This window comes from Pseudomonas sp. JUb42 (assembly GCF_024807945.1).
In the GTDB taxonomy this organism is placed as follows: Bacteria; Pseudomonadota; Gammaproteobacteria; order Pseudomonadales; family Pseudomonadaceae; genus Aquipseudomonas.
On record NZ_JANUFD010000001.1, the window covers coordinates 533915 to 558866 of the forward strand.

Annotated in this window: 26 protein-coding genes; 14 read left to right on the forward strand and 12 right to left on the reverse strand. The window is 61.5% G+C overall.

The genetic code is table 11. The features are described from left to right. Window positions 1–8: 8 nt before the first annotated feature. The 4 genes from M2401_RS02515 to arsC are packed head-to-tail and all read right to left on the reverse strand — an operon-like array spanning window position 9 to window position 2059. Window positions 9–680 (reverse strand): DNA-3-methyladenine glycosylase I, encoded by a 672-nt coding sequence (locus tag M2401_RS02515; protein ID WP_259099233.1) that lies wholly within the window; start codon window positions 678–680, stop codon window positions 9–11. Then, window positions 680–1111, reverse strand: coding sequence for a DUF2069 domain-containing protein (locus tag M2401_RS02520; RefSeq protein ID WP_259099234.1), 432 nt, complete (start codon window positions 1109–1111; stop codon window positions 680–682). Before M2401_RS02520 ends, M2401_RS02515 begins: the two co-directional genes overlap by 1 nt. Beyond that, window positions 1104–1709: an NAD(P)H:quinone oxidoreductase gene (gene wrbA, locus M2401_RS02525; protein ID WP_259099236.1), complete on the reverse strand. Its 606-nt coding sequence runs from the start codon at window positions 1707–1709 to the stop codon at window positions 1104–1106. Before wrbA ends, M2401_RS02520 begins: the two co-directional genes overlap by 8 nt. Continuing rightward, window positions 1706–2059, reverse strand: a complete 354-nt coding sequence (gene arsC, locus M2401_RS02530) for an arsenate reductase (glutaredoxin) (RefSeq protein ID WP_259099238.1) — start codon at window positions 2057–2059, stop codon at window positions 1706–1708. The genes wrbA and arsC overlap by 4 nt, the downstream gene beginning before the upstream one ends. Window positions 2060–2265: 206 nt before the next feature. Here arsC and M2401_RS02535 point away from each other — a divergent pair, with 206 nt between their 5' ends. Then, complete coding sequence (locus M2401_RS02535) at window positions 2266–2733, forward strand: TlpA disulfide reductase family protein (RefSeq protein WP_259099241.1); 468 nt, start codon at window positions 2266–2268, stop codon at window positions 2731–2733. Here M2401_RS02535 and M2401_RS02540 read toward each other — a convergent pair whose 3' ends face one another. The 4 genes from M2401_RS02540 to M2401_RS02555 all read right to left on the reverse strand — a co-directional run bounded on the left by M2401_RS02540 (window position 2734) and on the right by M2401_RS02555 (window position 7638). Next, complete coding sequence (locus tag M2401_RS02540; protein ID WP_259099245.1) at window positions 2734–3138, reverse strand: META domain-containing protein; 405 nt, start codon at window positions 3136–3138, stop codon at window positions 2734–2736. Further along, a complete protein-coding gene (locus M2401_RS02545) occupies window positions 3135–3572 on the reverse strand; it encodes a hypothetical protein (RefSeq protein ID WP_259099247.1) in 438 nt (145 codons plus the stop codon). The genes M2401_RS02540 and M2401_RS02545 overlap by 4 nt, the downstream gene beginning before the upstream one ends. 71 nt (window positions 3573–3643) lie before the next feature. Continuing rightward, complete coding sequence (locus M2401_RS02550) at window positions 3644–4633, reverse strand: 2-hydroxyacid dehydrogenase (RefSeq protein WP_259099250.1); 990 nt, start codon at window positions 4631–4633, stop codon at window positions 3644–3646. A gap of 251 nt (window positions 4634–4884) precedes the next feature. Continuing rightward, on the reverse strand, window positions 4885–7638 hold the full coding sequence (locus M2401_RS02555) for a response regulator (RefSeq protein WP_259099253.1): 2754 nt from the start codon (window positions 7636–7638) through the stop codon (window positions 4885–4887). A gap of 183 nt (window positions 7639–7821) precedes the next feature. On the opposite strand from M2401_RS02555, the gene M2401_RS02560 reads away from it, so the two are divergent. The 7 genes from M2401_RS02560 to M2401_RS02590 all read left to right on the forward strand — a co-directional run bounded on the left by M2401_RS02560 (window position 7822) and on the right by M2401_RS02590 (window position 16324). After that, on the forward strand, window positions 7822–8562 hold the full coding sequence (locus M2401_RS02560) for a response regulator transcription factor (protein ID WP_259099879.1): 741 nt from the start codon (window positions 7822–7824) through the stop codon (window positions 8560–8562). Continuing rightward, window positions 8555–9922 carry a sensor histidine kinase gene (locus tag M2401_RS02565; protein ID WP_259099256.1) on the forward strand — a complete coding sequence of 456 codons (1368 nt, stop codon included), beginning with the start codon at window positions 8555–8557 and terminating at the stop codon, window positions 9920–9922. Before M2401_RS02560 ends, M2401_RS02565 begins: the two co-directional genes overlap by 8 nt. Window positions 9923–10162: 240 nt before the next feature. Continuing rightward, a complete protein-coding gene (gene cysM, locus M2401_RS02570) occupies window positions 10163–11065 on the forward strand; it encodes a cysteine synthase CysM (protein WP_259099881.1) in 903 nt (300 codons plus the stop codon). Continuing rightward, window positions 11065–12420, forward strand: a complete 1356-nt coding sequence (rlmD, locus tag M2401_RS02575; RefSeq protein WP_259099259.1) for a 23S rRNA (uracil(1939)-C(5))-methyltransferase RlmD — start codon at window positions 11065–11067, stop codon at window positions 12418–12420. The genes cysM and rlmD overlap by 1 nt, the downstream gene beginning before the upstream one ends. A 156-nt stretch (window positions 12421–12576) precedes the next feature. Next, complete coding sequence (gene relA, locus M2401_RS02580; RefSeq protein WP_259099262.1) at window positions 12577–14820, forward strand: GTP diphosphokinase; 2244 nt, start codon at window positions 12577–12579, stop codon at window positions 14818–14820. Between the two features lie 97 nt (window positions 14821–14917). Then, window positions 14918–15751 (forward strand): nucleoside triphosphate pyrophosphohydrolase, encoded by an 834-nt coding sequence (gene mazG, locus M2401_RS02585; protein ID WP_259099265.1) that lies wholly within the window; start codon window positions 14918–14920, stop codon window positions 15749–15751. Between the two features lie 30 nt (window positions 15752–15781). Then, the gene (locus M2401_RS02590; protein ID WP_259099268.1) at window positions 15782–16324 is read left to right on the forward strand and encodes a DUF2058 domain-containing protein; all 543 of its coding nucleotides are present in this window, start codon (window positions 15782–15784) and stop codon (window positions 16322–16324) included. 64 nt (window positions 16325–16388) lie between these two features. Here the strand turns inward: M2401_RS02590 and M2401_RS02595 are convergent, their stop codons facing one another. The 4 genes from M2401_RS02595 to purM form a co-directional block, all read right to left on the reverse strand. Further along, the gene (locus tag M2401_RS02595) at window positions 16389–16568 is read right to left on the reverse strand and encodes a hypothetical protein (protein ID WP_259099271.1); all 180 of its coding nucleotides are present in this window, start codon (window positions 16566–16568) and stop codon (window positions 16389–16391) included. A gap of 302 nt (window positions 16569–16870) precedes the next feature. After that, on the reverse strand, window positions 16871–17587 hold the full coding sequence (locus M2401_RS02600; protein ID WP_259099274.1) for a DUF3108 domain-containing protein: 717 nt from the start codon (window positions 17585–17587) through the stop codon (window positions 16871–16873). 8 nt (window positions 17588–17595) lie between these two features. Continuing rightward, window positions 17596–18246, reverse strand: coding sequence for a phosphoribosylglycinamide formyltransferase (gene purN, locus M2401_RS02605; RefSeq protein ID WP_259099884.1), 651 nt, complete (start codon window positions 18244–18246; stop codon window positions 17596–17598). An 11-nt stretch (window positions 18247–18257) separates the two neighbouring features. Beyond that, window positions 18258–19316 carry a phosphoribosylformylglycinamidine cyclo-ligase gene (gene purM, locus M2401_RS02610; RefSeq protein ID WP_259099276.1) on the reverse strand — a complete coding sequence of 353 codons (1059 nt, stop codon included), beginning with the start codon at window positions 19314–19316 and terminating at the stop codon, window positions 18258–18260. 330 nt (window positions 19317–19646) lie between these two features. Between purM and M2401_RS02615 the strand changes: the two genes are divergently transcribed. The 6 genes from M2401_RS02615 (at window position 19647) to M2401_RS02640 (ending at window position 24942) form a co-directional block, all read left to right on the forward strand. Beyond that, window positions 19647–20714, forward strand: a complete 1068-nt coding sequence (locus M2401_RS02615; protein ID WP_259099279.1) for a DUF2066 domain-containing protein — start codon at window positions 19647–19649, stop codon at window positions 20712–20714. A 166-nt stretch (window positions 20715–20880) separates the two neighbouring features. Further along, on the forward strand, window positions 20881–21954 hold the full coding sequence (locus M2401_RS02620) for an AI-2E family transporter (RefSeq protein ID WP_259099282.1): 1074 nt from the start codon (window positions 20881–20883) through the stop codon (window positions 21952–21954). Window positions 21955–22116: 162 nt separating this feature from the next. Continuing rightward, a complete protein-coding gene (hda, locus tag M2401_RS02625; RefSeq protein ID WP_259099285.1) occupies window positions 22117–22821 on the forward strand; it encodes a DnaA regulatory inactivator Hda in 705 nt (234 codons plus the stop codon). Next, window positions 22815–23579, forward strand: a complete 765-nt coding sequence (locus tag M2401_RS02630) for an NAD-dependent deacylase (protein WP_259099288.1) — start codon at window positions 22815–22817, stop codon at window positions 23577–23579. The genes hda and M2401_RS02630 overlap by 7 nt, the downstream gene beginning before the upstream one ends. Before the next feature lie 75 nt (window positions 23580–23654). Continuing rightward, on the forward strand, window positions 23655–24332 hold the full coding sequence (locus tag M2401_RS02635; protein ID WP_259099290.1) for a C40 family peptidase: 678 nt from the start codon (window positions 23655–23657) through the stop codon (window positions 24330–24332). 73 nt (window positions 24333–24405) lie between these two features. Then, complete coding sequence (locus M2401_RS02640) at window positions 24406–24942, forward strand: C40 family peptidase (RefSeq protein WP_259099291.1); 537 nt, start codon at window positions 24406–24408, stop codon at window positions 24940–24942. Window positions 24943–24952 lie beyond the last annotated feature (10 nt).

Here is a 24952-nt window from a genome sequence, read left to right on the forward strand (position 1 = left end):
TGCAAAAATCAGTGGTTGACGGTGTAGGCCAGCATCGCCGACAGCTGGCACAGCGGGCGTCCGCTCTCGGCCTGCCACTGGTTGAACACGTCCTGGACGATGGCCTGGTCGCGCTTGCTGGTGGGCACCTTGTCGATGATGTTCTGGGCGTTGAGGGCGGCGACCATGTCATTGCTGGCAATAAAGGTGTCTTTGCCGACCATGCGCAGGAAGCGCGGCGCCGACATGCCACCCATCTGGCTGCCGTGCTTGGCCAGATACTGCCACAGGCCGGTGATGTCACTGATCGGCCAGTCGGCGATAAACGCACCGAAGCTGCCGTGTTCGTGGGCGACATCGAGGATGAACTGGGCATTGCGCGGCACGCTCTTGAGCTTGCCCAGGTGGCGGATGATCCGCGCATCCTGCATCAGCCGCTCCAGATGGTCTGCGCCCATGAGCACGACTTTTTCCGGATCGAAACCAAAGAAAACCTGTTCGAACGCCGGCCATTTGGCATCCACCAGGCTGTGCTTGAGGCCGGCGCGGAATACCCGCAGGGCCATGGTCGACAGGTAGCGGTCGTCGCTGATAGCGCGCAGTTGCTGCGGGGTGCGGGCGTCCGGCAAGTGGGCTTCAAGGGCTTTGGCCGAACCGAAACGGTTCAGGCAATACTCGTTCAGCCATTTGTAGTCGTGCATTACTGCTCCAGAATCGGTTGCTGGCCTTCGCCGGCCTGTTTGCGGCTGTATTGGAAACGCCAGCGAACATACAGCAATGCGCTGATGAATACGGCAAGGCTGGCGAGCATTTCCAGGATGCCGAACAGCGAACGGCCCGGATCATAGGCGGCCAATGCGCCCTTGATGAAGTACAGATTGACCACGAAACAGGTCCAGGAGTGCCCGCGCGGGCTGCCGCTGAACATGCCCGGCGCCAGGACCAGCAGCGGTACCAGCTCGATCAGCAGGATGACCCAGGGCCGTGCGCCGTGCAGATCGGCGATCAGCAGGTAATAGACCGACAGCAGGGCGATCAGGCCGATGAAGCAGGCCAGGGCGAGCACGCGGCTGATGCGCACCCTCGGCTCCAGCCATTCCAGGGGCGGCAGGACCTTGGGCTTTTTAGCCACGAGGCGTCTCCAGCAGCAGCGCAGTCTTGGCCAGACGCTGGCCGAGGGCGCGGCACAGCTCCGCTTCGTGGCGATCCAGCGGGCGCTTGCCGTCGGCACCGGCATGGTGACTGGCGCCATACGGCGTGCCGCCGCCAGCGGTCTCGATCAGCGCCGATTCGCTGTAGGGCAGGCCAGTGACCAGCATGCCGTGGTGCAGCAACGGCAGGAGCATGGACATCAGGGTGGTTTCCTGGCCTCCGTGCAGGCTGGCGGTAGAGGTGAACACGCTGGCGGGTTTGCCGACCAGAGCGCCGGTCAGCCACAGGTTGCTGGTGCCATCGAGGAAATACTTGAGCGGCGCGGCCATGTTGCCGAAGCGCGTCGGGCTGCCCAGGGCCAGGCCCGAGCAGTTCTTCAGGTCGTCGAGGGTGGCATACAGCGCGCCGCTTTCCGGGATGCTCGGCGCCACTGCTTCGCATTCGCTGGAAATCGCCGGGACTGTACGCAGACGCGCTTCCATACCGCCCAGCTCTATGCCCCGGGCAATCTGCCGGGCCATTTCGCTGGTGGAACCATTGCGGCTGTAGAACAGGACCAGAATGTAGGGTGTGCTCACGGCAACAACTCCAGGATATTTTCCGGCGGGCGGCCGATCACGGCCCTGTCGCCCGCTACCAGAATCGGCCGTTCGATCAGCTTCGGATGAGCGGCCATGGCGGCGATCAGTTGCTCGTCACTTGTGCTGGCGTCGGCCAGGTTCAGGGTCTTGTATTCATCTTCGCCGGTGCGCAACAGTTGTCGGGCGCTGATGCCCAGCTTGCCGAGCAGCTCACGCAATTGCGCGGCGTCGAGCGGGGTTTCCAGATAACGGACGATGGTCGGGGTCAGGCCACGAGCTTCCAGCAGTTCCAGCGCGCCACGTGATTTGGAGCAGCGCGGGTTGTGATAAAGCGTCAGATCGGTCATTTGCGGTCGCATCTTGCGTGAGGTGGCGGGTATTCTACCTGCCGCAAGTCTGCGCCAGAACCCGTCGCGGTGATCGGTCGCAGATGCAGCAGGATTAATGTGGGACCGTAGGACCGGCTTTAGCCGGGAGGGCGATCTCGCGGCTGAAGCCGCTCCTACGGCGGGTCGTCTAAATCAAATGGGTTATGGGTTGTTCGATGAGTAACATGGCAATGCGATGGGCAGCGACCTTTGCGCTACTGTGCAGTGCGCTGCTAAGCGGCTGCGGAGCAGATCTAGGCACCGATCAGAACGGCCAGAAGGTCGCCAGCGAGCGTATCGACAAGCACTGGCTGGTGGTCAATTACTGGGCGGAATGGTGCGGTCCGTGCCGTACGGAAATCCCTGAGTTGAACAAGCTCTCCGAGCAGCTCAAGGATCAGCAGGTCACGGTCTTGGGCGTAAATTTCGATAACGTTCAGGGCGATGACCTGAAGAACGCCAGCAAGACTTTGGGCATCACGTTCACCGTGCTCGCCCAGGACCCGGCCGAGCGCTACAACCTGCCCACGTCCGAGGCCTTGCCGGTGACCTACATCATCGACGACAAGGGCAAGGTGCGTGAGCAGTTACTGGGCGAGCAGACCGCCGCCGGGGTTACGCAGAAGCTCAAGGCCCTGCGCGGCGAAGGTTAGTCATTCTTCCAGCCAGAACCGCAACGGCTTGCCTTCGGCAGGCCACAGGCGCAGCTGGTTGATCGGCGAGATATCCCAGCGTTGCACCTTGCCCAGGGCTTGCAGGTAACGCTGCTCCTGCTCCATCAGCGCCGGGCCGCAGAGTTTGCGGGTGCTGCCGACAGGCCCCAGGCTAATGCTGTGATCCTTGAGCGTGTACGGCGCGAACCAGTGATTGCAACCGGCGGTGCCGTAGGCGCGACCATCGGCGCCGAGGGTCATGGTCAAGTGGCTGTTATCGATCAGCGGTCGTTCGCCGATCCACTCCAGCAGGTAGCCATGGTCACGGCTTGGCGTCGGCTCGGTCGTGCAGCCTGCACCCAAGAGTGCAGCGCCCATCATCCCTAATGCGGCAAAGCGTTTCATGCGGCAGTCCCTTGGCATTTCTTGCACTGGTGTTTGTCGCCGAGGGTTTTCCAGCCCAGCTCGGCTATGCGGGCGATGGCGGCAGGTTTCTGCGCCTTGGTACCCAGTTTGCTCTCGACCATGAACTCGAAGTCCAGTTCGGCGCCGCAGCTGTCGCAGTTGACCTTCCATTGATGGATCGCCAGTTCGTCGAACACCGGCCCGCGTGCCACCGCGACCCATTGCCCCGGCGGGTTGATCAGGTGACGGACTTTCTCGACCTGCAAGCGCATGAAGAGTGTCTTGGCGCCTTTGATCGTCACCAGCAGGGTGTCGTCGTTATGGATCGAACCGCCATTGCCGGTGACCTGATAGCGGCCGGGCCCAAGGGTCCGGCACTCCGTCAGGGTGTGCTGGGGGTTGAGCATGCTGTAGCGGAAATCGTGTTCGACCATGGTTCTTCCAGAAAGACAGGAGCCTGCAAAATGGCGCGCATCCTAGCATGCCCGCCATTAACCGACGCCTGTCAGCCGTCGACCCGGTTCTGCGGCGTGCCCTGGCGCCAGGCGCGGATGTTGTCCAGCGTGGTCTGGGCGATCGCCGCCAGGGCCTCCTGAGTGAGGAAGGCCTGGTGCGCGGTGATGATCACGTTGGGGAACGTCAGCAGCCGCGCCAGTACGTCGTCCTGCAGGGGCAGGTCGGAGCGGTCTTCGAAGAACAGTTGGGCTTCTTCCTCGTAGACGTCCAGGCCCAGGTAGCCGAGTTGGCCGCTTTTCAACGACTCGATCAGCGCCGGGGTGTCGACCAGGGCGCCGCGGCCGGTATTGATCAGCATGGCGCCACGCTGCATGCGCGCCAGGGAATCAGCATTGATCAGGTGTTTGCTCTGTTCGGTGAGCGGGCAGTGCAGGCTGATGATTTGCGCCTGTTCCAGCACCTGCGCCAGGCTCAGGTAGCGGGCGCCCAGGGCCTCGACCGCCGGGTTGGGGTAGGGGTCATAGGCCAGCAGTTTACAGCCGAAACCGGCCATGATCCGCGCAAAGGCCGCGCCAATCTGCCCGGTGCCGATTACGCCGACCGTCTTGCCGACCAGATCGAAGCCGGTCAGGCCATGCAGGGTGAAATCGCCGTCGCGGGTGCGGTTGTAGGCGCGGTGCAGGTGGCGGTTGAGGGACATGATCAGCGCCACCGCGTGTTCGGCCACGGCATTGGGCGAGTAGGCCGGAACGCGAACCACGCTCAGGCCCAGACGTTTAGCGGCAGGCAGGTCGACATGGTTGAAACCGGCCGAGCGCAGGGCAATCAATTGCGTGCCACCGGCAGCGAGTTTTTCCAGGACCGGGGTGCTGAGGTCGTCGTTGATAAAGGCACAGACCACCGGGCAGCCATCGGCCAGGGCTACGGTGTCCAGGGTCAGGCGCGCCGGCTGGAAATGCAGGTCCAGCTCGCCGGAGACCTGAGCGGCGAGGAAGCTGTCACGGTCGTAGTGCTGGCTGCTGAAGAGGAGGGTGCGCATGAATGGGTCCTTTGGGAACGAATGCTGTAGCGGCTGGCCTTGTGGGAGATCCCGCCCCGTCTACGACGGCGCGCTCTCACGCAGCTAACGCTAACCGGGGCGGGGGGCAAATCTTGTGGGAGCGAATTCATTCGCGAAGAGGCCGGCGCATTCGACGCATCTTTATCGCCTGGAACACCGCTTTCGCGAATGAATTCGCTCCCACATAGCCCGAGCCTAACCTTCTTTGATGGTCTATATCGTGACCCCCATCAAGCGCTGACCCTGGCTTCCTGTTCCAGTCGGGTGATGGCCTTGTCCAGCTCATCCAGCGCCGCCTGGGTTTCCGGGGCGTTTTGTTTGAGCAGGGTTTCGCTGCGCTGGCAGGCGGCGCGCAGTTGCGGGACGCCGCAGTAGCGGGTGGCGCCGTGCAGGCGGTGGACACGCTCGATCAGCGCGGCGATGTCGCCGGCTTCCCGCGCATGGCGGATGGCGTCGCGGTCGCTGTCCAGGGAAGCCAGGAGCATGGCCAGCATGTCGGCCGCCAGATCGCTCTTGCCTGCAGCCAGGCGCAGGCCTTCTTCATGGTCGAGTACATGCAGGTTGGCTCTGTGGCTGGTGTTTTCCACATGGCGTTCGACGGAAACGGTGCGCAGGGCTAGGCCGGTCCATTTCAGCACCACCTGGGCCAGTTGCCGCTCGCTGATGGGCTTGGTCAGATAGTCGTCCATGCCGCTTTGCAGCAGAGCGCGCTTTTCGTTGGCCATGGCGTGGGCGGTGAGGGCAACGATGGGCAGGGGCGTACTCTGCCGTTCCTGCTCCCAGGCGCGAATCGCCTCGGTGGCCTGGCGCCCGTCCATGCCGGGCATCTGCACGTCCATCAGGACCAGATCGAAGGTTTCGCTCTGTACTGCTTGCAGCGCGGCGTAACCGCTGTCGACGGCGACCACTTCGGCGCCCATGTCCTCCAGCAGGGTCTGCACCAGCAGCAGGTTGGCCGGGTTGTCGTCCACGCACAGCAGACGTGGCGCGCGGCTGGACAGGGGCTCGACTACGTCGGTGCGCAAGGGTCGCGGGCTGATCAGGTCGCTCAGGCTGCTGCGCATCTTGCGGGTGCAGGCGGGCTTGGCCTGCAACTGGCTGTACATGTTCGGCACCGACAGCTGGAACAGCGACTGCTCGGTGGTCGGGCACAGCACCAAGACCTTGCAGCCGAGGTTTTCCAGGTCCCAGACATGCTGGCGCAAACGCTCGGGAGGCAGTTCGTGGACGGTGATGCCCAGTACCGCCAGATCGATGACCTGGGGCGTCTGGTGGGCAGCGGTGACGCCGTTGAGCAGGTTTTCCATATTGTTGAACTGCAGCACGTCGAGGCCGCAGTCTTCCAGTTGATGCTCCAGGGCCTGGCGGGTCAGGGGGTGGCTTTCCAGCAGGGCGACCCGGCGACCGACCAGGGCGATGGCCGGCAGGTCTTCGACATCTTCCCGGGCCTTGGGCAGATTCAGGCTGATCCAGAACTCCGAGCCTTCGCCGGGGGTGCTGTCGACGCCGATTTCGCCGCCCATCTGTTCGATCAGCCGCTTGGAAATCACCAGCCCCAGACCGGTACCGCCCGGTTGCCGCGACAGCGAGTTATCGGCCTGGCTGAAGGCCTGGAACAGCGCGCGGACGTCCTGGCTGGACAGGCCGATACCGGTGTCCTGCACGCTGATGCGCAGTTGTACGTTTTCTTCCGTTTCGTCTTCGAGCATGGCCCGGGCGACGATGGTGCCTTCGCGGGTGAACTTGATGGCGTTGCTGACCAGGTTGGTGAGGATCTGCTTGAGTCGCAGCGGATCGCCGAGCAGGGCCAGGGGCGTGTCGCGATAAACCAGGCTGACCAGTTCCAGCTGCTTGGCGTGGGCCGCCGGGGCGAGGATGGTCAGGGTGTCCTGGAGCAGGTCGCGCAGGTTGAACGGCACGCTGTCCAATACCAGTTTGCCGGCTTCGATCTTCGAAAAATCGAGGATCTCGTTGATGATACTCAGCAGGCTGTCGGCGGATTTTTCGATGGTGCCCAGATAGTCGAGCTGGCGCGGGGTCAGGTCGCTTTTTTGCAGTAAATGGGTGAAGCCGAGGATGCCGTTGAGCGGTGTGCGGATTTCGTGGCTCATGTTGGCGAGGAATTCGGACTTGATCCGGCTGGCTTCCAGGGCCTCTTTACGGGCCAGGTCCAGCTCGATGTTCTGGATCTCGATGGTTTCCAGATTCTGCCGCACGTCTTCGGTGGCCTGATCGATGCTGTGTTGCAGTTCTTCCTGAGCATTCTGCAGGGACGCGGCCATGCGGTTGATGCCTGACGCCAGCTCGTCCAGCTCGATACTGCCAAGGGGCGGCAGGCGGGTTTCCAGGTTGCCGTCCTTGAGCTGGGCCACGGCCTGCTTGATGCGCATCAGCGGTGTATTGATGGTGCGGCTCATGCGCAGGGCAAGGATCGCGGTCAGGCCCAGGCCGGTGGCGATCAGCAGCAGGCTGGCGAACAGACTGCGATATCCGCGCAGCAGGGTACCGTTATGGGACAGCTCCAGCTCGACCCAGCCGAGCAGGCGGTCGGCCTCTTGCGGCACTACATCGCCGGTCAGATGGCGCTGACGGCCGAACACCGGCAACAGGTAGCGGGTCGCGTCGTTGCCGGTGCGTTGCAGCAGGTGGGTGCTGTTGCCGATGGGAGCCTGGTTGATCATGCTCGGCCCGGCATGGGCGAGCATGGTGCGGTCGGCATCGAGGAAGGAGACGGAGCGCACATCGGCTTGCTCCAGAGCCTGCCCGGCGATACGCGCGAGCAGAGGCTTGTCGGCGCGGTCCAGCGCCGATGCCGAGAGCGGGCCGAGGTCTTCGGCAATCATTTCGCCGCGTTGCAGCAACTGCGCCTGGAGGTCCGACAGCTGCATCCAGGTGAAGTAACCGCCGAGCACGGCCGCCATGAGGCTGGCAGGCAGTATGGTCAGCAGCAGGACACGACCTTTGATTCCAAGCTTGTTCAGCACGCTTTTTCTCCAACGGCCGGGGATGTTCGCTGATTTTCGCGTCTGCGCAGTGTAGCCATTTGCGCGGCGGGGATGGCGGCCGATTATGCCCGGCAGCCGTTATCGGGGATGTGCGGTCACGCTGCTTGCTCGGGTAAGTGCATTCTCTGATAATCACGGACTGAGAATCAGTTGCCAAAGCTAATGAATCCCGAAGTCATCGCGCAGCGCCGCATTCAGCCCAATATCCTCGCCATCGAAGACGATCCCGTCCTCGGTGCCTATGTGCATGAGCAACTTGACCGCTGCGGCTTCCAGGTGACCTGGTGCCAGAACGGCCTTGATGGCCTGGCACTGGCCCGGCAGCAGGCGTTCGATCTGGTGCTGATGGATATCTTGCTGCCCGGCATGAACGGGCTGGATGTGCTGCTGCAATTGCGCCGGGACCAAAGCATCCCGGTGATCATGATGTCGGCGCTGGGGGCCGAGGCTGACCGCATCAGTGGTTTTCGCAACGGCGCCGATGATTACCTGCCCAAGCCGTTCAGTGTCGCCGAGTTGCAGGTGCGTATCGAGGCGGTGTTGCGCCGGGTGGCACTGGAGCGTCGTCATTTTCCGGTCGAACCGCCTGCCGAGGTTGTCTCGGGTGAGCTGGCGTTCGACGAGCGGGCCTGTGATGCGATGTTCGCCGGGCGACCTGCCGAGCTGACCCGCAGCGAATATCGCCTGCTGGAGATTCTCTGGCGCAATCCCGAGGAAGTCCTGAGCAAGCCCTTCCTTTATCAACAGGTGCTGCAGCGCGGTTATTCCCAGCACGACCGCAGCCTGGACATGCACGTCAGCCAGATTCGCCGCAAGCTCAAAGCCATTGGCTATGTCGAGCGCGAGCTGCGCACGGTCTGGGGCAAGGGCTATGTACTGACGGCTGCCGATAGCGATGTCTGAGTCGCGCCTGCGCCTGCCGGGCAAATCCTCGTTGTTCTGGAAACTGGCCTTTCTGCTGGTGGGCTTTTGCCTGCTGATGATCTGGCTGAGCTGGTCATGGGGGCGTTATGTGCAATTGCAGAATGCCTATCTGTCTCAGGATGCGCGGGAGGTGATCACGGGCTATGCCGCCGAGGCGGAACAGGCCTGGGAAAGCGGGCATAGCGCGGGCGTCGATGCCTGGCTTGAGACAATGCGTCAGCGGGAGGCGGGCTGGGTCGGGGTGATCGGCGCGGATTTGCAGTCACTGGCCACGCTGCCTCTGACGGACGAACAGAATCACCGACTGACTTTCCTGCGCGGCCTGGACTGGCCGACCAGTCAGCGCTCGGTGCTGGTGCCGTGGCTGAAAGTACCGTTTCCCAAGGATGCCAGCCAGGGCAGCCTGGTGATCGAGCTGCCCGAGCGGTTCACCCCGGGAGAATATCTCTGGCTCTGGCAACTGCTGACCAATGGTTTGATCCCGGCCCTGCTGACCCTGTTGTTCTGCGTCGGGCTGTATCGTCTGCTGATCGTGCCGCTCAATCAGCTGCGCGAACAGGCCAACGCCCTGCGTGCCGATGAGTTGAGCAATCACCTGCCACTGCACCTCACCCGCCGTCAGGATGAGCTGGGCGAGCTGGGCCGGGCCTTCGACCATATGACCCGGCGCCTGCAAAGTACCGTGGCGGTGCAGCAGCAGTTGCTGCGTGACCTGTCCCACGAGCTGCGCACACCCTTGAGCCGCCTGCGGGTGGCCTGCGAGACCGAGCAGGAACTGGCCCAGTTGCGTCAGCGCCTGAGTCGGGAGGTGGATGGCATGCAACGACTGGTGGACGACACCCTGCAACTGGCGTGGCTGGACACCGAACGCGAGCGCTTGCCGCTGGAAGACATTCAGGTTGTCGCCCTGTGGGAAATCCTCGCCGAGAACGCCTGCTTCGAAAGCGGGTGGTTGCCATCACGGTTGAGCAGTGATCTGGATGCCGACTGCTGGGTTCGCGGCCACCTCAACACCCTGGCTCAGGCCCTGGAAAACCTGCTGCGCAACGCCATCCGTCATTCCCCGGTTGATGGGGGTGTGCATCTGGGCGGACGGCAAGAGGGTGACCAATGGTTTTTCTGGCTCGACGATCAGGGCGGTGGTGTTGCTGAGCAGGATCTGCAGCGAATCTTTGCTCCTTTCACCCGTCTCGATGGTTCTCGCCCCGGTGACGGCGGCTTCGGTCTGGGCCTGAGCATTGCCCGGCATTCGTTGCTGGCCCAGGGCGGGGATATGTGGGCCGAGAATAATGGCCAAGGGTTGCGGGTCAATATGCGCCTGAGTGCGCGGCAGGGTTGATCCGAAACCCCTTGCGTTGGAGCGAGGCTTGCCCGCGAAGACAGTTTTCGGATCAAGCAATTGAGTCGGATGTACCGGCCCCTTCGCGGCGGTGCGGCGGTCCGGCAAGCTTCGCTCCAACGGTCTCTCGTCAGGCGTGCTTATAGCTTTTCGCGATAAGACCCGCACTTTGCGTGATATGGGCCGCTGAGGTTTGCCGGTATGATAGGCAATCCCCGCAGTCTGAATCGCGAATACGCCATGACTTTGCAGTATCCAACCATAGCCGATTGCATCGGCAACACTCCGCTGGTGCGTCTGCAACGCCTTGGCGGTAATACCAGCAATACCTTGCTAGTAAAGCTCGAGGGCAACAACCCTGCCGGTTCGGTCAAGGATCGCCCGGCGCTGTCGATGATCACCCGTGCCGAGTTGCGCGGGCAGATTCATCCTGGTGACATCCTGATCGAAGCCACGTCCGGCAACACCGGCATCGCCCTGGCCATGGCGGCGGCGATCAAGGGCTACCGCATGATCCTGATCATGCCGGATAACTCCAGCGCCGAGCGCAAGGCGGCCATGACCGCCTATGGCGCCGAGCTGATCCTGGTGTCCAAGGAAGAGGGCATGGAAGGTGCCCGCGACCTGGCCGAGCGCATGCAGATCGAAGGTCGTGGCAAGGTCCTCGACCAGTTCGCCAATGGCGACAATCCCGAGGCCCACTACACCGGCACCGGCCCGGAAATCTGGCGCCAGACCGACGGGACCATCACCCATTTCATCAGCTCCATGGGCACCACGGGGACCATCATGGGCACCTCGCGCTACCTCAAGGAGCAGAACCCGGCCATCGAGATCGTCGGTCTGCAACCGATGGAAGGCTCGGCCATCCCCGGCATCCGCCGCTGGCCCCATGAATACCTGCCGAAGATCTATCAGGCCGACCGCGTCGACCGCATCCTCGACATGGCTCAGGCCGAGGCCGAGGACGTCATGCGTCGTCTGGCCCGTGAGGAAGGCATTTTCTGTGGTGTGTCCTCCGGCGGTTCGGTGGCGGGCATGTTGCGCCTGTCCCAGGAAGTCGAGAACGCGGTCATGGTCGCCATCATTTGTGACCGGGGCGACCGTTATCTGTCGACCGGCGTCTACGATGCGCCCAACTGATGGCCAAGCATGAGCGAGGCCTGCGCTTCCAACCTGCTGGCGGCACCCGTGCCCCCCAGGTACCGACCGGTAAAAAGCAGAAGCTGACCATCGAGCGACTGGCCAACGACGGCCGTGGTATCGCCTTCCATGAAGGCAAGACCTGGTTTGTCGCTGGCAGTCTGGCCGGTGAGGAAGTTGAAGCGCGGGTGCTGGGCGCCCATGGCAAAGTTGTAGAAGCGCGCACCGAGCGCGTCCTGCAACCCAGTACCATGCGTCGCCCGGCGGCGTGCGCGCACTTCGGTCGCTGCGGCGGCTGCAGCGTGCAGCATGTGCCCCACGCCGAGCAGCTCGCCCTGAAACAGCGCATGCTCGCCGAGCAATTACAGCGCGTGGCCAGCGTCGAGCCCGAAGAGTGGGCCGAGCCCCTGAGTGGCCCGGAACTGGCCTATCGTCGCCGTGCACGCATTGCGGTGCGCTGGGATGCCAAGGCCAAGCGCCTGGACGTGGGCTTTCGTGCCGCATCCAGTCAAGACATCGTTGCCATCGAACAATGCCCGGTGCTGGTACAGGCCTTGCAACCCTTGATGACGCAATTGCCGGAAATGCTCAGGAGTTTCGCCAAACCCCAGGTTCTAGGGCATGTCGAGCTGTTCAGTGGTTCGGCCATTGCGGTATTGGTCCGCCACACGGCCCCTCTGAACGACGGCGATCTGACGACTCTCAAGACCTTCTGTCAGAAGCATGACGCGCAACTGTGGTTGCACGGAGAAGACGGGCCGCAACCGGTAGAGCCGGATCAGACTCTGGGTTACCGCCTGGAGCCCTGGGATTTGCAGCTGGCTTATCGCCCCGGCGATTTCATTCAGGTCAACGCGGCGGTCAACAGCGCGATGATCGAACAGGCCCTGCAATGGCTGGCGCCAAAGGCGGACGAGCGGGTACTGGATTTATTCTGCGGGCTGGGCAACTTTGCCTTGCCCCTGGCGAAAACCGCCCGGGAAGTGGTGGCGGTGGAAGGTGTGGCAACCATGGTGGAACGGGCGGCGAGCAATGCGTCCGACAACGGTCTGGGCAATGTCGCGTTTTACCAGGCCGATCTGTCCCAACCGTTGAGTGATGCGAGCTGGGCCGCGCAGGGCTTTTCTGCGGTACTCTTGGACCCGCCGCGGGACGGCGCTTTTGAAGTGGTTCGCAAGCTCAAGGCGTTGGGAGCGCAGCGGTTGCTGTATGTGTCATGCAACCCTGCAACTTTGGCTCGCGATACGGTCGAATTGATCCACCAGGGCTACCGATTAAAACGTGCCGGAATACTCGATATGTTTCCTCAGACGGCCCATGTCGAGGCGATGGCTTTATTTGAAGCGAGTCAGTGATCGCCAGCTCCAGGAGTCGAGCTGGCCAGCACAGGGAGTCTCGTTTAATCCGACTGGTCGCGAATACCAGAACTTGCTGGGCCGGCAAGAGGTATTCGCGCTTAAAGACCAGCGACTGATGGCGTAATTCATCACGCCGTAGGGAAGGTAAGTGACATGGTACAGGTGAGAGCGCACCAGCCGATAAACACAGACGGCAGTATCAACCTCGATGCATGGCTCGATCACATAGTCAGCATCGACACCGCGTTGGACCGCGAGGCTTTGAAGGAAGCCTGTGAGTTTGCCCGGCAAGCCGAGCAGCAGGACAACGCCTCGAACAATCTCTGGGCCGAAGGTACCTCCAGTTTCCAGACCGGTCTGGAAATTGCCGAAATCCTCGCTGATCTCAAGCTGGATCAGGATTCCCTGGTGGCCGCTGTCATCTACCGCGGCGTGCGTGAGGGCAAGATTCTGCTGCCCGATGTCGCCCAGCGTTTCGGTCCGACCGTGACTAAACTGATCGACGGCGTGCTGCGCATGGCCGCGATCAGTGCCAGTCTCAGCCCGCGACAGTCCCTGGTACTGGGCAGTCAGGCCCAGGTGGAAAACCTGCGCAAGATGCTGGTGGCCATGGTCGACGATGTGCGCGTGGCGCTGATCAAGCTGGCCGAGCGCACCTGCGCGATCCGTGCGGTGAAAAACCTTGCCGACGAAAAGCGCAACCGCGTTGCCCGGGAAGTCTTCGATATTTACGCACCGTTGGCCCACCGCCTGGGCATCGGCCATATCAAGTGGGAGCTGGAAGACCTGTCCTTCCGCTACCTGGAACCCGAGCAATACAAGCAGATCGCCAAGTTGCTGCATGAGCGGCGCCTGGACCGTGAGCGGTTTATCAGCGAGGTCATGGGCCAGCTGGAAAACGAACTGCTGGCCACCGGCGTCAAGGCCGATATCAGCGGCCGGGCGAAACATATCTATTCGATCTGGCGCAAGATGCAGCGCAAGGGTCTGGAATTCAGCCAGATCTACGACGTGCGTGCGGTGCGTGTGCTGGTCCCGGAAATGCGCGACTGCTACACCGCGCTGGGCATCGTGCATACCCTGTGGCGGCACATTCCCAAGGAGTTCGACGACTACATCGCCAACCCCAAGGAAAACGGCTACCGCTCGCTGCACACTGCGGTGATTGGTCCTGAGGGCAAGGTGCTGGAAGTGCAGATTCGCACCCACGCCATGCACGAAGAGGCCGAGTTGGGCGTCTGCGCCCACTGGCGTTATAAAGGCACTGACGTCAAACCTAGCTCCAATCACTACGAGGAGAAAATCTCCTGGTTGCGCCAGGTGCTGGAATGGCACGAAGAACTGGGCGATATCGGCGGCCTGGCCGAACAGCTGCGGGTCGATATCGAGCCGGACCGGGTCTATGTCTTCACCCCGGACGGTCACGCCATCGACCTGCCCAAGGGCGCGACGCCTCTGGATTTTGCTTATCGCGTGCACACCGAGATCGGCCACAACTGCCGTGGCGCCAAGATCAACGGGCGCATCGTGCCGCTCAACTACAGCCTGCAGACCGGTGAGCAGGTCGAGATCATCACCAGCAAGCAAGGCACACCGAGCCGTGACTGGCTGAACTCGAACCTGGGCTATATCACCACGTCCCGGGCCCGAGCCAAGATCGTCCACTGGTTCAAGCTGCAGGCCCGCGATCAGAACGTTGCGGCCGGTCGTACCCTGCTAGAACGCGAACTGGCGCGCCTGGCTTTGCCGCAGGTGGACTTCGAACGCCTGGCCGAAAAAGCCAATATGAAGACCGCCGAGGACATGTTCGCGGCCCTCGGTGCCGGCGACCTGCGTCTGGCGCAACTGGTCAACCTGGCCCAGCAACTGGTCGAGCCGGAGCGCGGCAACGAACAGCTGGAACTGATCCCGCGCAAAGCCACCGGCTACAAGCCCGGCAAGCGTGGCGACATCCAGATCCAGGGCGTGGGCAACCTGATGACCCAGATGGCCGGTTGCTGCCAGCCGCTGCCGGGGGATGCCATCGTCGGCTATATCACCCAGGGCCGCGGCGTCAGCATTCACCGCCAGGACTGCGCCTCGGTGCTGCAGCTGGGCGGTCGCGAACCGGAACGGATCATCCAGGTCAGTTGGGGCCCGGTGCCGGTGCTCACTTATCCGGTGGACATCATCATCCGCGCCTACGACCGTTCCGGCCTGCTGCGTGACGTCTCCCAGGTCCTGCTCAACGAGCGGATCAACGTGCTGGCGGTGAACACCCGCTCGAACAAGGAGGACAACACCGCGCTGATGTCCCTGACCATCGAGATTCCGGGGCTGGACGCTCTGGGGCGCTTACTGGGGCGGATATCGCAGTTGCCGAATATCATTGAGACGCGGCGTAATAGAACGCCTTGAGGCGTAGCTGCGAGCTTCAAGCGACAAGCCGCAAGCTGTACGCGGACAACTTGAAGCTTGTGGCTTGCCGCTGACAGCTGTGACCAACGGGAACCCCATGTATAAACTTGACGACCTCCTGCACCTCATGGCCCGGCTGCGCGACCCGCAGTACGGTTGCCCGTGGGACGTGCAGCAGAATTACGCGACCATCGTGCCCCACACCCTGGAAGAAGCCTACGAAGTCGCCGATGCCATCGAACGCGGTGATTTCGATGATCTGAAGGGCGAGTTGGGCGATCTGTTGTTCCAGGTGGTGTATTACAGCCAGCTGGCCCGGGAAGAAGGGCGCTTCGAGTTCGATGGCGTGGTTGATGGCATTACCCGCAAGCTGATCCGTCGCCATCCCCATGTGTTCCCCACGGGCGATCTGTATGCGCCCCTTGAGACGCCGCGCCTGAGTGAAGAGCAGGTCAAGCAGCGCTGGGAGCAGATCAAGGCCGAGGAGCGTGCGGCCAAGGCCACTGTGCCGCAGCAGTTGTCGTTGCTTGATGATGTCCCGGCGGTATTGCCAGCCCTGTCCCGGGCGGCCAAGTTGCAAAAGCGTGCGGCACAGGTCGGTTTTGACTGGCCCTCGGCATTGCCGGTGGTGGATAACGTGCGTGAAGAGCTGGATGAAGTATTGGAAGCCATGGCCAGTAACGACGCCCAGGCCATTGCCGAGGAAGTCGGCGATCTGCTGTTTTCGGCGGTCAATCTGGCCCGGCACCTGAAGGTCGACCCGGAAAATGCCTTGCGCGCGGCCAGTCGCAAGTTCGAGCGGCGCTTTCGATTTATCGAACAGGCATTGCGCGACACCGGTCGTCCCATTGAAGATTGCACCCTCGAAGAAATGGATGCCCTGTGGGGCGAAGCCAAACGTCAGGAACTTGATGCGCCCAGCTGTGGCTGAGACGCTGCCCCTGCATAAGTGAGTATGACAATGAGCATTTCCCTTCGCGACCAGTTGCTCAAGGCAGGTCTGGTCAATCAGAAGCAGGCCAAACAGGTCGGCAAAGACAAGCAGAAAGAACAGCGTCTGGCGCACAAGGGCCAGATCGAGATCGACGACTCGCAAAAGCGTGCCGCCCAGCAAGCCATGGCCGAAAAGGCCAAGCGCGACCAGGAGCTCAATCGCCAGCAGCAGGAAAAGGCCGAAGAGAAGGCCCGTGCTGCGCAGATCAAGCAATTGATCGAAGTGTCGCGCCTGCCCAAGCTGACGACCGAGGACTACTACAACTTCGTCGACGACAAGAAGGTCAAGCGCCTTTCGGTCAATAGCCTGATGCGCAGCAAATTGAGTAATGGCTCGCTGGCGATCGTTCATCACGGCGGCGGCTACGAAGTCATCCCCCGTGAAGCCGCCCTGAAGATCCAGGAGCGTGACCCACGGCGTATCGTGCTGCTCAGCGAGGCGACGGAAGAGAAAGTCGAAGGCGACGATCCGTACGCGGCCTACAAGATCCCTGACGATCTGATGTGGTAAACCGCAGATAAAACAAAACCCGCCAAGTGCGGGTTTTGTCTTTATGCAATTCTGAAATTGCGTCTTACTGATTGCGTTGGCTTTCCAGCGCTTCGAGTTCCATCTTGTAGCGTTGAGCTTCCGACTCGTCGTGGAACATTCCTACCAGCATGTCCTGCTGATGCACATCCCAGATCTGAATGCCATTGGCGATGGCTTCGTGGGAAAGGTGTGCAGTGTCGCGTTCAGTCACTTTTACGGTCATCTTGAAAACTCCAGAGCTTTTGAAGGTGCGGCAAGACGTCGCAGGTCTCTTTTATAGAATTAGTTAGGCTCCTACGTAAATAGCTGTTTTTTTCATGTTTCTGTCAGCTAGGCGAGTAACAGGGCTGGAGGGCTTGTTTTTCTTGGGCTAGAGCGTCGGGGCGAGGGCAGATGAAGGTTTTTTCATGTTGCGATGATCTGAGTTGGAGAGCGATTTCCGACAGGATCGTATTCGCAGCGCGAAAGCGCGAACCCAATAAAAAAACCCGTCACAAGGACGGGTTTCGCTGACGCCAGGGTGAATCAGCTGCCTTTGACAGTCTTGCCGTTCACGGTGCCGTCCTGAAGCATGATGTTGTATTCCTTGCCATCGGTCTCGACCTGCTGCAGACGCACCAGCAGGTAGTCCCAGTCCTTGGCGAACCACATCACCGTGATGCGTTTGTTTTGCGTCGGGTCGCGCACGCGCTCAACCTTGATGGCATCCACCGAGCCGACCTTGGTCGCGACTTTCTCGGCGCCAAGGACGCGGAAGTCGTAGGTGTCGATCTCGTCGCCGTCGATCACCTGGTAGCTCATGCTTTTCTTGCCGGCCGCTACGTCGTGCTGCAAGGCCAGTTGATAGGTGGATTTATCGAGGATGCCGGTATTGAGCGGCACCTTGATCGCATCGTTGCGGTCGGTGCCGGTGATGAACTTGGTGCTCCAGTCGAATACCAGGTCGACCTTCTTGGTCTTGCCCAGGCCGCCGCGTTCGAAGTTGTAGGTCTGCGGCAGCAGCGTGCCGTTGTTGTCCTTGAGGGTGCTGACTTCGGTCAGGCTGGCGATCATCATCGACGCCTTGAAGCTCAGGGTCCAGGTGCCGTTGGCGCCGGCTTGCAGGCTGCGCTCGGCAGTGCCGCCGCTCATGGGCAGCTGTTTCCAGTCGGCGGTGTAGCTGGCGGAGAAGGGCTGAAGGTCTGCTGCATTGACTACGGGCAAGGCAAACAGAGCGAAAGCGAAGAGCAAAGCGCGACGCATAATATCTCCTAGGTTCGAATCAAGTGGCCACTGGCCGCGAGTAACTGACCGTCCAATAATGCGCCGTCTGCACCGAGGCTCAAACGGCCTTCGGCGAACCAGCGCATTGCCAGCGGGTAAATCCGGTGTTCCTGAACATGCACCCGCTGCGCCAGGGTATCGGGCGTATCTTGCAACTCTACCGTTATAACAGCCTGTACGACCAGTGGTCCGCCATCGAGTTCCTCGGTGACGAAGTGCACGCTGCAGCCGTGCTCGCTGTCACCGGCCTCCAGCGCGCGCTGGTGAGTGTGCAAGCCTTTGTAACGCGGCAGCAGGGAGGGATGGATATTGAGCAGGCGACCCTGATAGTGGCGCACGAAGTCGCCGCTGAGGATGCGCATGAAGCCGGCCAGCACCACCAGCTGCGGTGCAAAGCCGTCGATCAGTTCGATCAGGGCCGCATCGAAGGCCTCGCGGCCCTCGAATTGCTTGTGATCCAGGACGTGGGTGGGGATCCCGGCGTCCCTGGCGCGTTGCAGACCGAAGGCATCGGCGCGGTTGGAGATCACCGCGCGGATACGAACAGGCTGCTCATCGCCTTTGAAGCTGTCGATCATGGCTTGCAGGTTGCCACCACTGCCGGACAGCAGCACAACCACATCGCAGGTGGTCGACATCGATTGAGGCATCAGTGCGCCTTGAGGTTTTTCAGCTCGACTTGCGCAGCGCCTTCGGCAGCAACGCCGATCTGGCCGATGACCCAAGGCTGCTCGCCGGCGTCACGCAGCACTTTCAGGGCGCTTTCAACGTGTTCCTGAGCGACACAGATGACCATGCCGACGCCGCAGTTGAGGACGCGGTGCATCTCGTGCTCGTCGACGTTGCCTTTTTCCTGCAACCAGTCGAACACCGCCGGACGCTGCCAGCTGGCGACGTCGACAACCGCCTGGGCACCGGCTGGCAGTACGCGCGGGATGTTGTCCAGCAGGCCGCCACCCGTGATATGGGCCATGGCCTTGACCGCGCCAGTTTCCTTGATCAGCTTGAGCAGTTGCTTGACGTAGATGCGGGTCGGCGCCATCAGCAGGTCGGTCAATGGCTTGCCGTCGAGCTGGATGGTTTCGATATCGGCACCGGACACTTCGATGATCTTGCGGATCAGCGAGTAGCCGTTGGAGTGCGGGCCGGAAGATGGCAGGGCCAGCAGGGCATCACCGGTGGCGACTTTCGAGCCGTCGATGATTTCGGCTTTCTCGACGACGCCGACGCAGAAACCGGCCAGGTCGTAGTCTTCGCCTTCGTACATGCCCGGCATTTCTGCGGTTTCACCGCCCACCAGAGAGCAGCCAGCCAGTTCGCAGCCGGCGCCGATGCCGGTGACGACCTGGGCCGCCGTATCGACGTTGAGCTTGCCGGTGGCGTAGTAGTCGAGGAAGAACAGCGGCTCGGCGCCACAGACCACTAGGTCGTTGACGCACATGGCGACCAGGTCGATGCCGATGCTGTCGTGCTTGTTCAGGTTCAGGGCCAGGCGCAGCTTAGTGCCGACGCCGTCAGTGCCGGAGACCAGAACGGGCTGTTTGTAACCGGCCGGGATTTCGCAAAGGGCGCCGAAGCCACCCAGGCCGCCCATGACTTCCGGACGCTTGGTGCGCTTGGCGACGCTCTTGATGCGTTCGACCAATGCTTCACCGGCGTCGATGTCTACACCGGCGTCTTTGTAGCTCAGGGAGGGTTGCTTGCTCATAATCCAGGCCTTTAGGGGGGATTCGGGGGTATCGACCGCTGCGGCGGGGCCAGCAGGACGGGTCTGAACAAGACCTTGTCTGTAAGCCACCACCATCGCCAGTCTGCGAAGGCGCGCGATTTTATCAGGCTTGGGGGCTACGGGCCATCCTTGGGCCGACGGGCAGGTGATGTGTTGCAAAATAAACCGCCGAATCAACGGTCTGCACCGTTCGTCGCGGGTCAATTAAGGTGTACCTTTCTTTGATAGTTGAATGATTGGCCCTCATTAGAGGTCCTAGGCTTCGTTACGCGGTCTTTTCACTCCGCATTTTCCGTTTGGGAACCTTCCATGCGTCTTTCTAAAATTCTATTCGTTGGCTGCCTGTCCCTGATCAGCCTGCCGAGCCTGGCCGAAACCGTGAACAATTTGTACCAGGTGCGTGAGCCTGTGACGGCGCAGTCGCCGGATGAGCGTACCCGTGCCACCCAGGCGGCGCTGGAAACTCTGGTCTTGCGTCTGACCGGCGATGCCAAGGCACCGCAAGGCCCGGCCCTGGCCGAGTTGCGCAAGAATCCGCAGCAGATCATCAACCAGACCGGCTATGAAGCGGGCGCAACGCAGATGCTGCTGGTGGATTTCGATCCAGTCAGTACCGATCGCGCCCTGCGTCAGGCCGGGCTGTCGCTGTGGGGCAGCAATCGGCCGAGCATTCTTGGTTGGTGGCTGATGGACGCCACCGATGGCTCGAACCTGATCGGTGACGGTCAATCGGCCGCCGAACCGTTGCGCCGGGCTGCGCAGCACCGGGGCCTGCCATTGCGCCTGCCCCTGGCGGACCTGAGTGAGCAGGGCGTCGGTACCGCGAAAAACCTCGAAAGTACTGACCCTGCGCCATTGAAAGAAGCGTCCGAGCGCTACGGTGCCGATGCGCTGCTGGCGGTGCACGGTCATGAAGAAAATGGTCAGTGGCAGGCGCAATGGCGCCTGTGGCTGGGCGATCAACGCGAGCAGGGCACGGCTACCGGTGCCAGTCAGGAAGCCCTGGCCGATGCGGTGATGCTGGCGGTCAGTCAGCGTCTGGCGCCGCGTTATGTGGCCAAACCCGGAGCGTCTACCGCCCTGACCCTGGATGTACAGGGCATGACGTTCGAGCGTTATGCGCAGTTGAATCGCTTGCTTGAACCGTTCGGCGGACGTTTGCAGACGGTGGACGGCAGCCGTGTCGGCTATGAAGTGACCGGCAGCGTCGATCAGTTGCGTTCGCAACTGAGCCTGGCCAAGTTGCAGGAAGTGCCGGCGGGTGAGATTGCTGCGGCGGCTGCGCCCGGGGCTCCGGTGGATGCGGGGGCGGGTGTTCCTGCTCCGGCATCGGCGCCTGTTGCGGCAGCGGCGACGCAATTGCATTTCCGTTGGTAAGCGAGAGGTAGTGGTGCAAAACATGTGGGAGCCGCCTTGGTGGCGATCGAGTGCGCAGCGCTCGCAATTGCATCAGTGCCTGAGCTGACGCCATCGCCAGCAAGCCGGCTCCCACACAGTTGTATTCCAGCCCAAATGGTATGTTTTGTTTGAGATAGAGGTGTTGATGACTGATACACGGCGTTGGTTCTGGATTGGCGGTATGCTGCTGCTATGTCTGTTCATCTATATATTGCATCCGATCCTCTCGCCGTTTCTGGTCGCGCTGTTGCTCGCCTATATGGGCGATCCGCTGGCTGATCGCTTGGAGAAACTGGGGCTGTCACGAACCCTGAGCGTGGTCGCGGTCTTCGCGCTGTTTACCCTGATCCTAATGGCCCTGCTGCTGGTACTGGTGCCGATGCTGGCCAAACAGTTGTATCGCCTCTATGAACTGGCGCCGCAGATCCTCGACTGGCTGCAACACACGGCATTGCCCTGGACCCAGGCCAAGCTGGGTCTGGCGGACGGTTTCTGGAAATTCGACAAGATCAAGGCCGCCATCTCCGAACACATGGGCCAGACCGGCGATATCGTCAGTGTGATCCTGTCCCAGGCCACGGCCTCGAGCCTGGCGCTGATCGGCTGGCTGACCAATCTGGTGCTGATCCCGGTAGTGTGCTTCTACCTGCTGCGGGACTGGGACGTGATGATGGCGAAGATCCAGAGCCTGCTGCCGCGTCATCGCGAGGAGCGTATCGTCAAGCTGGCCGGTGAGTGTCATGAAGTGCTCGGCGCGTTCATCCGTGGGCAACTGCTGGTGATGCTGGCTCTGGGTGTTATCTACGCCGCCGGCCTGATGCTGGTAGGCCTGGAACTGGGCCTGTTGATCGGCCTGATCGCCGGTCTGGCAGCCATCGTGCCGTATATGGGCTTTGTTATCGGCATCGGCGCGGCGATTACTGCCGGGCTGTTCCAGTTCGGCGGCGATCTGTACCCGATGCTGGGGATTGTCGCGGTGTTCATGGTCGGCCAGGCGCTGGAAGGCATGGTCCTGACGCCGTTGCTGGTGGGGGATCGTATCGGTCTGCATCCGGTGGCGGTGATCTTCGCGATTCTGGCCGGCGGCGAGCTGTTCGGCTTTACCGGTATCCTTCTGGCTCTGCCGGTTGCCGCAGTGATCATGGTGCTGGTGCGGCACATGCACGACCTTTATAAAGAGTCGGATATCTACGGTGGCGCGGAAGATCCTGATTTGTAAGTGTTTCCGGTTTTCACAAAGCGTGGCGGGCGATTTGCCAGCCACGCGCATAAACCTTTGATTTTGCTTGTGGTCTCTCGCATTGTGCGCCCGACGTCACGGGTATAGACTTTGCAGACTTTACACAGAGGCCCCTATGGCTCCCCGAGCCGTTCAGCCAGCATGAAACCGATTCAGCTGCCCCTGGGTGTGCGTCTGCGTGATGACGCCACCTTCATCAATTACTATCCTGGCGCCAATGCTGCGGCCCTCGGCTACGTCGAGCGGCTGTGTGAAGCCGATGCCGGATGGACCGAAAGCCTGATTTACCTCTGGGGTAAGGACGGGGTAGGGCGTACGCATCTGTTGCAGGCGGCCTGCCTGCGTTTCGAGCAGTTGGGTGAGCCGGCGGTGTATCTGCCCATGGCGCAGGTTATCGAGCAGGGTGTCGAGTTGTTCGATCATCTCGAGCAGTACGAGCTGGTGTGCATCGACGACCTGCAAGTGGTGGTCGGCAAGCCGGAGTGGGAAGAGGCGCTGTTCCACCTGTTCAATCGCCTGCGTGACAGCGGTCGTCGTTTGCTGATTGCGGCATCCCAGTCGCCCAGGGAATTGCCGGTCAAGCTGGCGGATCTCAAGTCGCGCCTGACCATGGCCCTGGTGTTCCAGATGCGCGCCCTGTCCGATGAAGACAAATTGCGTGCCCTGCAGCTGCGTGCCTCGCGCCGCGGTCTGCACCTGACTGACGAAGTCGGGCATTTCATCCTGACTCGCGGCACCCGCAGCATGAGCGCATTGTTCGATTTGCTCGAACGCCTGGATCAGGCCTCGTTGCAGGAAAAGCGCAAGCTGACCATTCCCTTCCTTAAAGAAACCCTCGGGTGGTAGATCCGGCGCTGGTGTTGCAGGTCGCTGCTGCCTTGCGTCATGCCCGCCGCATCCTGATCATTACCGGTGCGGGACTGTCCGCTGATTCCGGTCTGCCGACCTATCGTGGCGTAGGCGGCCTGTATAACGGCGAAACCACCGATGGCCTGCCGATCGAGATGGCGCTGTCCGGTCCTATGTTGCGCCGCGATCCGGCCTTGTGTTGGAAGTACATCGCCGAATTGGGCCGAGCCTGTCTCGGAGGTGAGGCCAACGCAGCCCACTACGCCATCGCTCAGTTACAGCGCATGAAACCCGATTGCTGGGTGCTGACCCAGAACGTCGATGGCTATCATCGGGCGGCGGGCAGCCCGCCGGAGCGCCTGATCGAGATTCATGGCCAGATGGCGCCATTGTTCTGCCAATCCTGCGGTGCCCATGACCCGCAGTTGAGCGAGCATCTGCAACAACCGCTGCCGCCGCTGTGCAAACGCTGTCATGGCGTTTTGCGACCACCGGTCGTATTGTTTGAGGAAATGTTGCCCCAGGAGGCGCTGGCGATGTTGCAGGAGCAGATGACCCTGGGCTTTGATATGGTGCTGAGCATCGGCACCACGGCGAGCTTCCCGTATATCCATGAACCCATGCTGCGCACGCGGGTATCCGGTGGTTTTACGGCGGAAATCAATCCGGTAAGCACCGATCACAGTGCGCAAATGGATGCGTTTTTGAAGTGCCGCGCGGTACATGTCATGGATCAATTGATAAGTCACATATAAGTCGATTGAATTTGCAAATCACAGCGATAGAGGGCATAGTCGCGGCTTCTTAAATTCACAGCCACGGTCGTGCCCATGCTAAATCGCTTTGCACCCCTCGTGCCTCTCGCACTCGTCTCACTGCTCTTCGGCTGCTCGGCCAACATGCCGACGTCGCAACAGCAGTACCAAACCCCGGTTACCGCTCAGTCCTCCGGCCATCGCGCAGATCGCGCTGACGGCTCGGTTCTTCAGGACGAGCTGGCCACTGAAGCCGAACTGGCTCAGTTTGCCGAACAAAAACCTTATCAGTTGCCAGCCTTGGCTGACAGCATTCTTGAACGCGGCAAGTCGTTGATCGGTACTCGCTACCGTTTTGGCGGTACTTCGACCAGTTCGGGTTTCGATTGCAGCGGTTTCATTGGCTACCTGTTCCGCGAACAGGCCGGCATGAGCCTGCCACGCTCCTCGCGCGAAATGATCAACATTGATGCTCCGCTGGTTAAGCGCAATGACCTCAAGCCAGGTGACCTGCTGTTCTTCAGCACTGCCGGCCGCGGTCGCGTCAGCCACGCCGGGATCTACCTGGGTGATGATCAGTTCATCCACTCCAGCAGCCGCCGCAGCGGTGGTGTGCGTGTCGACAGCCTCGACGATGTGTACTGGAGCAAGACCTTTATCGAAGCCAAGCGTGCCTTGGCCATGGCTCCGCCTTCTGCACCAGAGCAGACGACTGCCATGAGTTCGACTACAATTCAACGCCGTCACCCTTGAAATGCCTGGGCGCGCTATAGCGCGCCTTATGATCAGCTCGGCAAGATAAGCCGCATCCAGCAGGTTGTTGTTTATGTCGATAACGGTACGCCTGGCGATCATCTCCCTCGCAGCCTTGCTCGGTGCCTGCGCAAGCGCGCCACCGCCGCAGCCCCGGATCGTTCAGCGTCCGGTTCTCGTTGCACCCTCGCAAACTCCTCCCGCTGCCGAAGATGTCCTGTTCCGTGCCCTTGGCTTGGTCGGTACGCCTTATCGCTGGGGTGGCAACACGCCCGATTCCGGATTCGATTGCAGCGGCCTGATCGGTTACGTCTATCGTGATGCCGCCGGTATTGCCCTGCCACGCTCGACCCGTGACCTAGTGGTGATGCGCGCGCCGGATGTCGATCGCGCCCAACTGCAATCCGGCGACCTGGTGTTTTTCGCCACGGGCGGCGGCAGCCAGGTCAGCCATGCCGGGATCTACGTCGGCGAAGGCCGCTTCGTGCATGCCCCGCAGACCGGCGGCACGGTCAAGCTCGACAGCCTGGACAAGCCTTACTGGCAGAAGGCTTATCTGAATGCCAAGCGGGTTATTCAGCCTGAGCATTTGGCGCAGATGCAAAACTGAAGCTTCAAGC